General features: G+C 68.6%; 16 protein-coding genes and 1 tRNA gene. 12 read left to right on the top strand and 5 right to left on the bottom strand.

The genetic code is table 11. The features are described 5' to 3' along the window. The first annotated feature begins 1 nt into the window (after window position 1). The 6 genes from Q0L11_RS01920 (at window position 2) to Q0L11_RS01895 (ending at window position 4,204) form a co-directional block, all read left to right on the top strand. Window positions 2-82 (top strand) — tRNA-Leu (locus Q0L11_RS01920). 176 nt (window positions 83-258) lie between these two features. After that, window positions 259-876, top strand: a complete 618-nt coding sequence (locus Q0L11_RS01915) for a ribonuclease D (RefSeq protein ID WP_296595154.1) — start codon at window positions 259-261, stop codon at window positions 874-876. Window positions 877-885: 9 nt separating this feature from the next. Further along, on the top strand, window positions 886-1,521 hold the full coding sequence (gene lptC, locus Q0L11_RS01910; protein ID WP_296595153.1) for an LPS export ABC transporter periplasmic protein LptC: 636 nt from the start codon (window positions 886-888) through the stop codon (window positions 1,519-1,521). Between the two features lie 21 nt (window positions 1,522-1,542). Next, complete coding sequence (locus tag Q0L11_RS01905) at window positions 1,543-2,094, top strand: LptA/OstA family protein (RefSeq protein WP_296595152.1); 552 nt, start codon at window positions 1,543-1,545, stop codon at window positions 2,092-2,094. A gap of 32 nt (window positions 2,095-2,126) precedes the next feature. Continuing rightward, complete coding sequence (lptB, locus tag Q0L11_RS01900; RefSeq protein WP_296595156.1) at window positions 2,127-2,852, top strand: LPS export ABC transporter ATP-binding protein; 726 nt, start codon at window positions 2,127-2,129, stop codon at window positions 2,850-2,852. Between the two features lie 23 nt (window positions 2,853-2,875). Further along, window positions 2,876-4,204 (top strand): NRAMP family divalent metal transporter, encoded by a 1,329-nt coding sequence (locus tag Q0L11_RS01895; protein WP_296595151.1) that lies wholly within the window; start codon window positions 2,876-2,878, stop codon window positions 4,202-4,204. Between the two features lie 9 nt (window positions 4,205-4,213). Here the strand turns inward: Q0L11_RS01895 and Q0L11_RS01890 are convergent, their stop codons facing one another. Continuing rightward, complete coding sequence (locus Q0L11_RS01890; RefSeq protein ID WP_296595150.1) at window positions 4,214-4,930, bottom strand: YafY family protein; 717 nt, start codon at window positions 4,928-4,930, stop codon at window positions 4,214-4,216. Window positions 4,931-5,007: 77 nt separating this feature from the next. Here Q0L11_RS01890 and Q0L11_RS01885 point away from each other — a divergent pair, with 77 nt between their 5' ends. The 5 genes from Q0L11_RS01885 (at window position 5,008) to ptsN (ending at window position 9,400) form a co-directional block, all read left to right on the top strand. Beyond that, a complete protein-coding gene (locus Q0L11_RS01885) occupies window positions 5,008-5,739 on the top strand; it encodes a glutathione S-transferase family protein (RefSeq protein ID WP_296595149.1) in 732 nt (243 codons plus the stop codon). 241 nt (window positions 5,740-5,980) lie between these two features. After that, window positions 5,981-7,471: an RNA polymerase factor sigma-54 gene (rpoN, locus tag Q0L11_RS01880; RefSeq protein WP_296595148.1), complete on the top strand. Its 1,491-nt coding sequence runs from the start codon at window positions 5,981-5,983 to the stop codon at window positions 7,469-7,471. A gap of 82 nt (window positions 7,472-7,553) precedes the next feature. Then, window positions 7,554-8,195: an exopolysaccharide biosynthesis protein gene (locus Q0L11_RS01875; protein ID WP_296595147.1), complete on the top strand. Its 642-nt coding sequence runs from the start codon at window positions 7,554-7,556 to the stop codon at window positions 8,193-8,195. Window positions 8,196-8,227: 32 nt separating this feature from the next. Next, complete coding sequence (gene raiA / locus Q0L11_RS01870) at window positions 8,228-8,863, top strand: ribosome-associated translation inhibitor RaiA (protein WP_296595146.1); 636 nt, start codon at window positions 8,228-8,230, stop codon at window positions 8,861-8,863. A gap of 69 nt (window positions 8,864-8,932) precedes the next feature. Continuing rightward, entirely contained in the window at window positions 8,933-9,400 is a 468-nt protein-coding gene (gene ptsN, locus Q0L11_RS01865) for a PTS IIA-like nitrogen regulatory protein PtsN (RefSeq protein WP_296595145.1), read from the top strand. A 61-nt stretch (window positions 9,401-9,461) separates the two neighbouring features. Here the strand turns inward: ptsN and Q0L11_RS01860 are convergent, their stop codons facing one another. The 4 genes from Q0L11_RS01860 to Q0L11_RS01845 form a co-directional block, all read right to left on the bottom strand. Beyond that, window positions 9,462-9,719 (bottom strand): DUF1150 domain-containing protein, encoded by a 258-nt coding sequence (locus tag Q0L11_RS01860; RefSeq protein ID WP_296595155.1) that lies wholly within the window; start codon window positions 9,717-9,719, stop codon window positions 9,462-9,464. A gap of 110 nt (window positions 9,720-9,829) precedes the next feature. After that, entirely contained in the window at window positions 9,830-10,255 is a 426-nt protein-coding gene (locus Q0L11_RS01855; RefSeq protein WP_296595144.1) for an Hsp20 family protein, read from the bottom strand. A 122-nt stretch (window positions 10,256-10,377) separates the two neighbouring features. Then, on the bottom strand, window positions 10,378-10,809 hold the full coding sequence (locus Q0L11_RS01850) for a hypothetical protein (protein WP_296595143.1): 432 nt from the start codon (window positions 10,807-10,809) through the stop codon (window positions 10,378-10,380). A gap of 163 nt (window positions 10,810-10,972) precedes the next feature. Beyond that, the gene (locus Q0L11_RS01845) at window positions 10,973-11,842 is read right to left on the bottom strand and encodes a PEPxxWA-CTERM sorting domain-containing protein (RefSeq protein WP_296595142.1); all 870 of its coding nucleotides are present in this window, start codon (window positions 11,840-11,842) and stop codon (window positions 10,973-10,975) included. A 121-nt stretch (window positions 11,843-11,963) separates the two neighbouring features. Here Q0L11_RS01845 and Q0L11_RS01840 point away from each other — a divergent pair, with 121 nt between their 5' ends. Next, entirely contained in the window at window positions 11,964-13,508 is a 1,545-nt protein-coding gene (locus tag Q0L11_RS01840; protein ID WP_296595141.1) for a helix-turn-helix domain-containing protein, read from the top strand. Window positions 13,509-13,620 lie beyond the last annotated feature (112 nt).

Here is a 13,620-nt window from a genome sequence, read left to right as displayed (position 1 = left end):
GGTGGCGGAATTGGTAGACGCGCTGGCTTCAGGTGCCAGTGGCTTAACGGCCGTGGAGGTTCGAGTCCTCTCCTGGGCACCATCGGGTTCATCGAACTCGATGGCGCCGAATTCGCCCAATACCCTTCTGGGCGCCATCGGGTTCAGATGACCCGGTGGGTGGGGCGCTACCGGCCCCGACCCCCTATTGGGGGGTAGTCCTTTCCCGGGCGCGACCCCTACGTTAAACCAGGGTCCTACGTCGGAGTTGGAATCGAAGTGACGACTTTCGTGCATGAGGGCGATCTGCCGGCCGAGGCGCTGGCGAACGCCTCCGCGGTGGCCGTCGATTCGGAGACCATGGGCCTGCGGCTGGGCCGCGACCCGCTCTGCGTGGTGCAGCTCTCGGACGGCAAGGGCGACGCCCATGTGGTGAAGCTGGACCGCTCCACCTACGACGCGCCCAACCTCAAGCGCCTGCTGACCGATCCCGCGGTGACGAAGATCTTCCACTTCGGCCGCTTCGATATCGCCATGTTCTGGCTCCACCTTGGGGTGGTGACCGCGCCCGTCTACTGCACCAAGATCGCCTCGAAGCTGGCCCGCACCTACACGGACCGCCACGGCCTGAAGGACGTGACGAAGGAGCTGATCGGCGTGGACATCTCCAAGGCCCAGCAGAGCTCGGACTGGGGCGCCGCCAAGCTCTCGGACGACCAGGTCGCCTACGCCGCGTCCGACGTCCTGCACCTGCATGCCCTGCGCGCGAAGCTCGACGAGATGCTGGTGCGCGAGCGGCGCGACCACCTCGCGCGCGCCTGCTTCGAATTCCTCCCGCACCGCGCCATGCTCGACGTGGCCGGTTGGGAGGATGCCGACATCTTCGCTCATACCTAGATAAGCGCCATGACGGCCGCCGACGCGCCCCACACTCAGACCCTGGCAGAGCCCCGCCGCGTCGACTTCGAGCGGTGGCGCCGCCGGTCGCGCCTGATTCGGACGCTGCGCGTCGCCCTGCCCGCGCTCATCGCGCTGATCTTCGTCGGGCTGATCGGCAGCGTGGCCTGGTCGACCTTCAACGCCCAGCCGCGCTCGACCAAGGTCGGCGATGAGCCCATCCGCCTGACGAACCCGCGCTTCATCGGCCGCGACGACAAGGGGCGCTCGTTCGTGCTGACCGCCGATTCGGCGATCCGCGACCGCCTGGACTATCAGCGGGTCATCCTGAAGCGTCCCGCGCTGGTCCTGGACGAAAACGGCCCGGACGAGATGCGGATCAACGGCGCCGACGGCGTCTTCCACGAGCAGAACGGCAAGCTGGAACTCAGCAACGGCGTCCACATGGCCGACGCGAAGAACGCCTTCGACACCGCGGCTTCGCTGTTCGACACCAAGACGGGCGAGGTGGTCGGTTCAGGCCCCATTCAGGGCGCCGGTGGCCTTGGAGAAATCCGCGCAGAGTCCTATGGCGTATACGGCAAAGGCGAGCGCATGGTCTTCAAGGGCGGCGTCCGCACCCGTCTGGAAACCAAGAAGAAGTAGCGGGCGAAGCGCAAGGGCAACATGAAGTCTCTCGTCAAAAGCTCCGTCCTCGCCGCGGCCCTGCTGGCCGGCCATGCCGCGCACGCCCAGAGCCTGGGCCCCGGCTCCGACGGCCCCATGGACATCACCGCCGACGAACTCGAGGTGCAGAACAAGGCCTGCGTCTCGGTGTGGAAGGGCAAGGCCGAAGCCCTGCAGGGCCAGGCGCGCCTTCGCGCCGACGTGATTCGCGCCTTCTTCCAGACCAAGCCCGGCGCCTCGGCCGGCACGGGCACCGGCGCCTGCGGCGACCTGATCCGCATCGAGGCCGAGGGCTCGGTCTACTATGTCACCAGCAAGGACCAGCGGGTCCGCGGCGACAACGGCGTCTATGACGCGGGCAACGAGACCGTGACGCTCACCGGCGATGTGGTGGCGGTCCAGGGCCAGAACGTCCTGCGCGGCACCCGCATGGTCTTCAACACCAACACCGGCGAGGGCCGCATGGTCGGCAACGCCACCGGCGTGAACGCCAAGTCCCGCCCGCGCGGCGTCTTCTATCCCTCCAAGAAGCAGCAGAGCGCGTCCAAGTGAACGCACCGCAGCGGGTTCAGGCCAAGGGCGCCATCCCCACCGAGGGGCTGGTCGTCGATAACATCGGCAAGTCGTTCCGCGGCCGGGCCGTGGTGAAGGGCGTCTCCCTGCGCCTCTGTCGCGGCGAGGTGGCGGGCCTGCTCGGTCCCAACGGCGCGGGCAAGACGACCACCTTCTACATGATCACCGGCCTGATCCCGGCCGACTACGGCGCCATCTACCTGGACGGCGAGAACATCACCGCCCAGCCGATGTACCAGCGCGCTCGCATGGGCGTGGGCTACCTGCCGCAGGAGACCTCCATCTTCCGCGGCATGAGCGTCTGGGAGAACGTCATGGCCGTGGTCGAGCTGCGCCAGCGCGACCAGCGCCAGGCCAAGGCCACCGTGACCCAGCTCCTGGAAGAATTGCACATCGAGCACCTGCGCAACGCGCCGGCCGTCTCGCTGTCCGGCGGTGAGCGCCGCCGCGTCGAGATCGCACGCGCCCTGGCCTCCGACCCGTCGTTCATGCTGCTGGACGAGCCGTTCGCCGGCATCGACCCGCTGGCCATCGCCGACATCCGCCAGGTCATCACCTACCTTAAGCAGCGCGGCATCGGCATCCTCATCACCGACCACAACGTCCGGGAGACGCTCGACATCATCGACCGCGCCTCGATCATCCATGCGGGCGAGGTGCTGTTCGAGGGCAGCCCCGAAGAGATCGTGGACGATCCCGAAGTCCGCCGCGTCTACCTGGGCGACCGCTTCAACTGATCCCCGGCGGAGGCCGCCTCGGAATGCACGAGGATCGCACCGTTCCATCGCACGGGGAGCCGCCGCATGCGGATCCGCTTCCTGGGCGGCCCGCCGATGCGCGCCAGCCCCTGTTCGGACGGCTGGGTCCAGGCCTGATCACCGGCGCCGCTGACGACGATCCCAGCGGCATCGCCACCTACTCGCAGGCCGGCGCCCAGTTCGGGCTCAACATGCTCTGGTCGGTGGCCTTCACCTATCCGCTGATGGTGGCCGTCCAACTCATCAGCGCGCGCATCGGCCGGGTCACCGGCGCCGGCCTGGCGGCGAACCTGTCGCGCGTCTTCCCGCGGCCGATCGTCAGCGGCCTGGTCCTGCTGCTGTTCGTCGCCAACACGGTCAACATCGGGGCCGACATCGCCGCCATGGGCGCCGCCGGCCATCTCGTGCTGGGCTGGGACGCCACCGTCCTCACGGTGCTGTTCGCGGTGGTCTCGCTCGGCCTGCAGCTCTTCGTGCCCTACCACCGGTACGTCCACATCCTGAAGTGGCTGACGCTGGCGCTGTTCGCCTACGTGGGCGTGGCCTTCACCGTGCGGATCGACTGGGCCGAGGTCGCCACGCGGACGCTGGCGCCCCACCTCGTGTTCTCCGGCGCCGCGGTGACGGTGATCGTGGCCGTGTTCGGCACCACGATCAGCCCCTACCTGTTCTTCTGGCAAAGCTCGGAGGAGGTCGAGGAACTGGAGCTCAGCGACCAGCACGACCTGCGCCACGAAACCCAGGACCGGGCGAGGAGCGAACTTTCGCGGATCCGCCTCGACACGCTGATCGGCATGGCGTTCTCGAACCTCGTCGCCTTCTTCATCATCCTGACCACCGCCGTGACGCTCCACGCCCAGGGGGTCACTGACATCCAGACGTCGGCCGAGGCCGCCGAGGCGCTGCGGCCCGTCGCCGGACCGTTGGCCTTCGCGCTCTTCAGCCTGGGCATCATCGGCACCGGACTGCTCGCCGTGCCCGTGCTGGCCGGTTCCGCCGCCTATGCTGTCGGTGAGGTGCACGGCTGGAAGACCGGGCTCGAGCACTGGCCCTGGGAGGCCAAGGGCTTCTACGCCGTCATCGTCGCTGCCATGCTGATCGCGCTGGGCGTGGTCTTCTCTCCGCTGGACCCGATCAAGACCCTGTTCTGGAGCGCCGTCGTCAACGGCGTGATCTCGGTGCCGATCATGGCCGCAATGATGGTGGTCGCCACGCGCCGCCACGAGATGGGAGAGTTCGTCGCTACCCTCGACCAGCGCATCTTCGGCTGGCTGGCCACCGCCGCGATGGCCGCGGCGGTCGTGGCGATGCTGGCCTTCGGCTTCGGCTAGGGCCGGCCGCTATTCCGCCGCCTCCTGCGCCTTCATGGCCGCCCATTGCTCCTGTTGCCGGCGACGCCAGCGGGCGCGCAGGGACGCAGCGCGGTCGGGATAGCGCTCGTCCATGAAGACGGCATGCACCACCCGGTCGGTGCGGAAGCTGCGGAAGTCCTCGCGGACTTCGCACCAGGCGACGATCAGGCGGCTGGTCTCGTAGTAGCCCACGGCGAAGGGCCAGACCGTCCGCTGGGTCTCCCGCTCCTGCTCGTCGCGATAGACCAGGGTCACCTTGCGCCCCGCGCGGATCGCCTGGCGCACCCCCGCCATGTCGATGTTGTCCGGGACAGCCTTCCAACTGGGCGCAGCGCGCGTCGCGGGCTCGACCACCAGGGGCCGCAGGTTCTCGGGAATCACCGCGCCGATCTTGGCGATCAGATCCTCCGCGGCCCGGCGCAGGGCCGGATCGCCGCGCGCCGCCACCATCTGTGCGCCCAGCACCGCGGCCTCCACCTCGTCCGGCGTCAGCATCAGCGGCGGAAGGTCGAATCCGTCCTCCAGGATGTAGCCCACGCCCGCCTCGCCCCGGATCGGGGCCCGCTGGCCGATCAGGTCGGCGATGTCGCGATAGACCGTCCGCTTGGACGTCTCCAGCTCTTCGGCGATCGCGTCCGCCGTGATCGGCCGTGTCCCGCGCCGCAGGATCTGGATGATCTGGAACAGGCGATCCGCCCTGCGCATGTTCGCACACCGTTCTGCTGACAGAATGCTGTCAGCAAGGCTGCGTCACGGTGTCTCTGTCAATGAGGAGACGGCAGATGATCACGCTTTACGGCGCCGGCGAGGGCTTCGGGCTTCCGGAGATCAGTCCCTACGTCACCAAGACCGAGGTCCAGTTGAAGATGGCGTGCCTGGCCTATCGGAAGGTTCGGGCGCGGCCCGACGAGTCGCCGAAGGGGCAGGTGCCGTTCATCGACGCGGGCGGCGTGCGGATCGCCGACTCGACGTTCATCCGCGGCTACATCGAGCGCACCTATGGCGTGGACTTCGACGAAGGCCTCGACCCAGCGCAGCGCGCCCAGGCCTGGGCGGTCGAGCGGATGATGGAGAACCATTACGGCTGGACGCTCTGCACCGAGCGCTGGCTCGACCCTGAGAACTTCGCCAAGGGCCCGGCACACTTCTTCGACGGCGCGCCCGAGGGCGTGCGCGAGATGGTGCTGGAGGAGGTGCGGCGGAACGTCCGGGCCGTCGGGATCGGCCGGCACAGCGAACTGGAAGTGGTGGCGCTGGCCGTGCGGTCGCTGGCGGCGGTCTCGGCGATCCTGGCGGACAAGCCATTCCTGTTCGGCGCCCGGCCGTGCGGCGCCGACGCCACGGTCTTCGCCATGCTGGCCGGGACGCTGACGCCGTTCTTCACCGGGGAGATTCGCCGGCGCGCCGAGGGCTTCGGCAACCTCGTCGCCTACGTCGATCGGCTCATGGCGCGCTTCTATCCCGAGTTCGAATGGGACCTGGAGTCGAGCGTCCGGCAGCCGATGGCTGCCTAGGCAAAATACGAACCTGGCGCCGAACTGGGGTTTCCGTGTGCGCGGGGCCCCATCTTTTTTGGCCGCGGGATGGGCGGCAGTGGCTCGCCAATCCTTTTGTGTTTGCGAAGTTTTTCGCCGACTGGAGCCCGAGGAGGCGCACGTGATCGCGTCGCGGCTGCGACGGAATGGCCAGCGTTAACCAGTCAGTTGGGACTGCCCCCTAGCTTGGGAAGCAAGAAACAGGCCAGGGGGCGGTTCTTTGGCGCTCAGCGCACGACTTGAGGTTCGGCAGGGACAGGGGCTGGTCATCACGCCCCAACTGCAGCAGGCGATCAAGCTGCTGCAGATGTCGAATCTCGAGCTCGAGGCCTTCGTCGAGGGCGAGCTGGAGCGCAACCCGCTGCTGCAGCGGGACGAGAGCGATAACGCGCCGTCCGACGCCCCACAGGACGAGGCCATGGGCGCCGTCGAGCACGCCGCGGACGCCGAGGCCCGCGCCGACCTGGACGTGACCCACGACGAGGCCTCGCCGGGCGAGCGCGCCACGGGCGACGCGCCGGAAGTGGCCGACGCCGGCGGGGCCGTGGACTGGTCTAAGGCCGGCTCGGGCGGCAGCTTCGACCGGGACGACGGCGACTTCGAGGGCACGATCGCCCGCGAGAAGACCCTGATCGAACATCTGCAGGACCAGGTGCTGGTCGCTGGCCTCGCGCCCGCCGAGGCGGTCATCGCGGGTGTGCTCATCGACGCCGTGGACGACGGCGGCTACCTGCGCGCCGACGTGCTGGAGGTGGCCGAAAGGCTGGGCTGTGCGCCGGCGCTGGTGGAGACGGTGCTGGGCGTGGTCCAAGGCTTCGACCCTGTGGGGGTGGCCGCGCGCGACGTGCGCGAGTGCCTGATGATCCAGCTCAAGGATCAGAATCGCTACGACCCGGCCATCGGCGCCCTGCTCGACAACCTGCCGCTGCTGGCCAAGCGCGACCTCGTGGCGCTGAAGAAGATCTGCGGCGTCGACGACGAGGATCTGCGCGACATGATCGCCGAGATCCGCGGGCTCACCCCCCGGCCCGGCGCCGCGTTCCCGGGCGGCGAGGCAGCGACGCCGGTGGCGCCCGATGTCTTCGTGCGCGAAGGGCCCGGTGGCCTGTGGCACGTGGAGCTGAACGGCGACACCCTGCCGCGGCTGCTGGTCGACCAGCGCTACCACGCCCGCGTCTCGGGCCAGTCGAAGACCGACCAGGAGAAAACCTTCGTCGCGGACTGCATGGCGCAGGCCAACTGGCTGATGAAGAGCCTGGACCAGCGCGCCCGCACGATCCTGAAGGTCAGTTCCGAGATCGTGCGCCAGCAGGACGCCTTCCTGGCCTATGGCGTCGAGCACCTGCGCCCGCTGAACCTGAAGACCGTCGCCGACGCCATCGGCATGCACGAGTCCACCGTCAGCCGAGTGACCTCGAACAAGTACATGGCCACGCCGCGCGGCCTGTTCGAGATGAAGTTCTTCTTCACCTCGGCCATCGCGTCCAGCGAAGGCGGCGAGGCGCATTCCGCCGAAAGCGTGCGCCACAAGATCAAGCAGTTGATCGACAGCGAGGCGAAGGAATCGGACGTCCACTCTGACGACCGGATCGTCGAACTCCTCAAGGCGGCCGGCGTCGATATCGCCCGCCGGACGGTGGCGAAATATCGCGAGGCGATGCGCATTCCCTCGTCGGTCGACCGTCGGCGGATGCTGAAGGAGCCGGCGTAAGCGCTCGTCGCCCGCGACGCTCCGGCGAATTCCGCGTTACGCCACTTGGCGCCTCCCGGCGGACGCGCCAGATGGAACCTGCATGTCCGACGCCACAGAGACGGCCGAAAACCCCGAGAAGGAGCTTCCGCTCTCCGCGGTGCTCCTGGAGATCGCCGAGCTTTCCGCGCCCCGGATCTCGGTCGAGGAGCTGATGCAGAGGTTCGGCGGCCGGGCGATCGGCGCGCTGCTCTTCGTGTTCGGCTTGGCCTGCACCCTGCCCCTGCCGCCCGGCGCCACGACGATCTTCGGCCTTCCGCTGCTGCTGCTGGCGCCGCAGCTCGTGATCGGGGCGGCCGCGCCCTGGCTGCCGGAACGGGTGAAGAGTCGCACCCTGTCGGTCGCCGACCTGCGCAAGAGCCTGCCGAAGGTCATCCCGACGCTACAGAAGGTGGAGGCGATCTCGAAGCCTAGGCTGGCCCTGCTGTTCGGCGCGGTGGGCGAGCGGCTCATCGGCCTCGTCTGCACCGCCCTGGCCTTGGTGCTGATCCTGCCCATACCCGGCGGCAACATCCTCCCCGCCATGGCGGTCTCGGCGCTGTCGTTCGCCCTGATCCAGCGTGACGGCCTGATCGCTCTGCTGGGCTATGCGCTCGCCGTCACCAGCGCGTCCGTGCTCGTCCTTGCGGCTCACATTATCGTCAGGATGTTCGTCCACGCCCTGGCCGTGCTGTCACCGGCTTGACACCTTCCGCCCGGAGGCGCGTTCATCATCACATGCAAGTCCAAGTCACCGGCAAGCATGTCGATGTCGGCGAGGCTCTGCGATCGCGAGTCTCCGACGAACTGAACAGCAGCATCTCGAAATATTTCGATCGTGACGGCGGCGCCGCCGACGTGGTCGTGAGCCGAGAAGGCAACGCCTTCAAGGTGGACTGCGCCGTGACGCTCGCGTCCGGCCAGCAGCTCACGACCCAGGGATTGGGCGGCGATGCGCATCTGGCGTTCGACGCGGCGCTGCAAAAGATGTCGAAGCGCATTCGACGCTACAAGAACCGGCTCAAGAGCCACCACGGCCAGCAGATGGCCAAGCAGGCCGAAAGCGCGGCGTATTTCGTCATCGCCTCGCCCGACCTGGACGATGACGACGAGCTCGACGAGGCCGGCCCCGAGGGGTTCGGGGAGCCGATGATCATCGCCGAGACCGAACGCCCCGTGCGTTCCATGACGGTTTCGATGGCAGTCATGGAACTGGACCTGGCCGAAGCTCAAACAATCGTGTTCCGAAACGCCGCGCACGGCGGGCTTTCGGTGGTATATCGCCGCCCCGACGGAAATATCGGCTGGATTGATCCGGAACGGACCAAGGTCCGTAATGGAGTCGAGGGGGATGGGGCCGCTCCGGCCCACTAAATGGTGGCGGCCGGGCGGTAGGGCCTGTATGGGGCTCGCCCGCGCGGATTGGGGTTAGTTCTTCGACACATGCACATCGGCGAATTGCTGGATCGCGCCGCGATCTCCACGCGCGTGAGCGCGGCCAACAAGAAGAAGGCCCTGGCGGTGATCGCGGAGATCGCCGCACGCAACTTCGGCCTCGACGCCGGAGAGGTGCTGGACGCGCTCAGCGAGCGCGAGGCCGCCGGCTCCACCGGCGTGGGCCACGGTGTCGCCGTGCCTCACGCGCGCCTTGACGGCCTGCATCGCGTTCGGGGCGTCTTCGTCCGGCTTGAGCAACCCGTCGAGTTCGAAGCGGTGGACGACCACCCGGTCGACCTGCTGTTCGCGCTATTTGCGCCCAAGAACGCCGGCGCAGAGCACCTGCGAGCGCTGGCGCGGGTCTCGCGCCTGTTGCGGCAGGGCGAACTGCGCGAGCAACTCCGCAACGCCCGCTCGGCCGACGCCATCCACGCGCTGCTGGTCCAGGACGCCTCGGCCCGCCCGGCGGCGTAGGTCGCATAGAAAGGCCGGCGGTGAGGCCGGCCTTTCCGAAACTCTCCGAAGAGGTGGGTCCTTAGTGGACTGACACCGGGGCCAGTTCGTGCGCGAGGGCTGCGGCCATGGCCGAGTCCCTGTCGGTCAGCACCGCGAGACGTTCGCCGTCGGCGCGGTGGACCGCGTACAGGGTCTGGTCGGGATCGAGCTCGAAGCTCTGGATCTGCGCGGCGGGCGTGCTCGCGATGATCTCCGCCGCCTTGATGGGGCGGACATAGACCAGATTGGGGGCGCCCAGCGCCGCAAAGGCTTCAATAGAAAGAACAGGCGTCATCATGACCACCTCCGTGAAACTCAACGCTCCGAAAGGCCGCAGGTTCAGCGCACCCTTCATTTGAAAGGACCCCGGCTTGTCCGGCGGCCCGTGGGACTAGTCTTCGGCGAAGCTCAGCCGGCGGTGCGGATGGCGATAGTCTGCACCCGCTTCTCCGGTTCCGGCCGCGCCAGGTCGATGTGGAGCAGGCCGTGCTCCAAGGTCGCTCCATCCACCACCATGCCGTCGGCGAGCACGAAGCTTCGCACGAAGCCGCGGGCCGCGATGCCACGGTGGAGGTAGGACTCTTCGGGCCTTCCCGAGGCCTGGCCGTCCCGCTTGCCGGACACGACAAGCTGGCGGTCCTCGACCGTCACGCTGAGCTGGTCGGGCCCGAAGCCCGCGACGGCCAGCGTGATCCGCAGCGCGCCTTCGCCGCGATCCTCCACGTTATAGGGGGGATAGCTCTCGGCGGCGGCCTTCGCCGCCCGCTCGATCAGGCTTCGTGTGTGTTCGAAGCCCAGCAGGAACGGGCTGTCGAAGATCAGGCTACGGTTCATCCTTCAGAGTCCTCGCTCGAAGCGACTCTCCGGCCCGACCGCCCGGGATCGGCACGGTCTGACCGGACGCCCCCTATGTGGGGATCTAAGGCGGAGGGATCAATGCGGCGACGCGCGACCGTTCAGTGGACGCGAAACTCGATCGCCGGCCCGTCGAAATACGCCAACCCGTCGGCGGCTACCAGGCGGACCACGACGGTGTGCTTTCCCTTCCCGACGGCGTAGGCCGGAAGGGTGACGGCGAAACCGCTGGCGGCGACCGCTGGGATCTTGAAGTGGTCGGCGACGTCCGGACGGGGCCGCCCGTAGCCTGCGCCGTAGGCGACGCCATCGAGCACGATGTCCACGCCCTTGCCACCGCCCCGAGCGACAGGGTCGTAGGCCCAGCCGGCGAAGGTCACGGGGCGACCGCCTCTGATCGACACGCGGTGGACGCGCGGCTCCTGGCCCTCGTTGATCAGGTCGAGCGAGAACGGCAGGGGCTCGGGGCGCGCCTGCAGGCCGGCCGAGGCCGGCGGCGTGACCGTGGGCTTGCCGGCCTGAGCCGCGGCCATCGCGGCGGCCGCGGCGGCGCGCGGCTTCGGCTTGTCGCACGCGGACAGCGCCAGCAGCGAAATCGCGGCGAGCGGCAGTGCGACTTTGAGAGCGGACTTCAGAGCAGGGCCTCCGGCACAGGGGGTGTTTGCCACAGCCCCCTGTGCCGGAGAAGTCGCCTCGTCAGGCGAGTTGCGGCCGGCGGCGCCTCAGGCGAGCCCCCGCCATGCCGAGCCCCAGGATCACCAGCGCCCAGGTTCCGGGCTCGGGAACCGCGGCGGGTTCGATCTTCTCGAGGTCGAACTGGAATTCCAGGTCGGTCAGCGTGAAGCGGCCGCTCTGGGCGGTCACCGCGAAATCCAGGAAGCCATTGCTGTTCAGCCCCACGAGATCGTTCGCCGTCAGGTTGGCGGTCGCCGAGATCGGGCCGTACCAGGCATCCGTCACCACCCGCTCGCGAGGCCGATAGAAGTCGAAGCCGCCGGTCTCGTTCGGGCCTTGATTCTGAGGTTGGCCTGTCGGTGTGAGGCCGCTGTTCGTGTGGATTTGCGTCTGAGAGACGCCCGATCCGAAGCCTTGGCCCACATCCACGGCCATCTGATCGAGGGCGTCGAGCCGCGTGATCGTGCGATCCACGTTGTAGTAGCGGTCGGTGCCGTAGACAGGGTTGGTGTAGCCGACGAGCTCGTCGTAGCAACCGAAGAAGTTGCAGAACGTCTGGTAGATCGGTTGCGAGGGCGTGATCAGGCGCTGCTGGGAGTCGTACTGGCTGGGGGGCCCGTAGTCACCGACGGTGACGGCATAGGAGAGGCTCGACGAGCCCTTCGCGATTAGTTTGGCGCCCGTGACCCTGTACAGGTCGCCGCCCGAGGACAGGTACGACGAGATGTCGAACTGGCCGTTGTAGGCGCCGCCCGTCGTCAGGTTGGCCGACACGGCCTGCACGAGGCTCACCGCCTGCGCGGGCGTCGCCGCGAGCGCCAGGACGGCCGCCGCAGCGAGGCTTCCGTGGGCAAGAGTTGCGCGGCCAAAGCTCATCCGCGTGGTCGTCATCACCAGACTCCTGAATCCGAGGGTCAGCTCCCTCCTCGGCGGATGTTCGGTGCGGATTGTTGTGCCAGTATTTGATGGTCTGGCGTTTGCAGTGGCGGGCCCGTTCTGCGAGGCGAGGGGCATGGAACGGATCCGTTTCCACCACATGGTTTTCGACGACGAGTTCCTGACCGCGCGTCGGGACGACGGGTCCGAGGTTCGGTTCACGCGTCATGAGCGTACGCTGCTGCAGGTCTTCGCCCACCGGCCGCAGCGCCTCTTCAGCCGGGGCGAACTGATGGACGCTCTGGGATCCGAGGCCTCGGACCGCGCCGTCGACTTCGTGATCAACCGCCTGCGGGCCAAGCTGGACGACACCGGGCGGGAGCGCCGCTTCGTCGCGACGCAATACGGCGAGGGCTACGTCTGGGTCGCGCCCGCGGTGCAACCGGCGCCGCGGAAGGTGTTCCTGGTGATCGGTCCCGTCGTCGATGGCGGAGAGGCCGGGCTGGCTGCGATGGGCGACCTGGCCGTTGTGCTCCAGGCGCGCACGCCGCTGCGGCTGGCCACGCGACTGTCGCCGGGCTGGCGGCGTGGCGCGGAGGGCGCGGCGAAGCCGCGGTTCTCGCTCGAGGTGCGGTTCCGGGGCGAGGATGCGGTGCTGTTCGTCCGGGAGGAGCCCGTTGGGCGCGTGGTGCGCACCCTGCGGCGCAAGGTGGGCGATCTGGCCACGGCCGCCCTGGCCACCGAGATCGTCGACGCCGCGTGGGAGGCGATGGCGCTTGGCGCGCCAGGGGCGCCGGCGCCGGAGGACCCGCCGATCCACATGCGGATGCACGAGGCGGCGCTGGCTCTGGATGACGGCCGCGGCCGCTGGACCGCCAACGCTGGCCCCTTGAACCGCGCCCGCCGCCGCGATCCCGAAGATGCGCGCTTCGCCGTCATGTCGGCCCTGCAGGCCGCGGCTGGACCGATCCTGGCCACCAATCCCGAGCCGCTGTGCTGGGCGACGCTGCGCCCGCTGGCGGACGAGGTGGAACGCCTGATCGTTGGGCACATCGACGGGATCCGGGAGGATCCGATGCTGGCGATCAGCGCGGCCAAGGCGCTGTTCCTCGTTCAGCGGCGCGACGACCTGGTGGAGCCGATGGTTCGCGAAGCGCTGGAGTCCAGCGCGGCGTTCGCCGCCGCCCTGCCGGTGCTGGCCCAGATCCACGCGGCCCGCGGCGACTTGGCGCGCGCCGACGAGCTCTACAACGAAGCTCGGGCCCTGCTGGCGCCGGGTTCGGAGGGCGACCTCTATATCGTCAATCTCCAGGCGGCCGCGCGGCTGGCCGCCGCCGACCGGCCCGGGGTGGAAAAGCTCTTCGACGAGTTGGTCGCCCATCGACCGGCGGCTCGGGCCGTGGAGGGACGGTTGTTCGCCGCGCCACGCCGCTGGCCGGGCGGCCCGCACCTGGACGCCGAGTTCGCCGCCCTGGACCGGAACATGGCCTTCCGCATGGCCGGCTATCAGTTCTTCGTCGTCGCGCGATACCTCGCGGACCCCGAACACCGGGCGAACGCCATGGAAGGCGTGCTGGACCGCCTCGTTGCGCGTTTCGGACCGGACGTGGTCCCCGACGAAGTCTGGGCTGGCCTCGAAGGGCGCCTGGCCCATCTGCGCCACGCGCCCGTGCCGTCCTGATTTCGCGAAAGCCGATCCCGAAACGGAGAAGGCCCGCCGGTGTTACCGGCGGGCCTTCATGGTGGAGCTAAGGAGAGTCGAACTCCTGACCTCTTGAATGCCATTCAAGCGC

Origin of the sequence: Phenylobacterium sp. (assembly GCF_024508875.1) — a bacterium.
Taxonomy (GTDB): domain Bacteria; phylum Pseudomonadota; class Alphaproteobacteria; order Caulobacterales; family Caulobacteraceae; genus Phenylobacterium.
The sequence above is the reverse complement of the archived record's forward strand: the minus strand, read 5'-3'. Positions and strand labels throughout refer to the sequence as shown.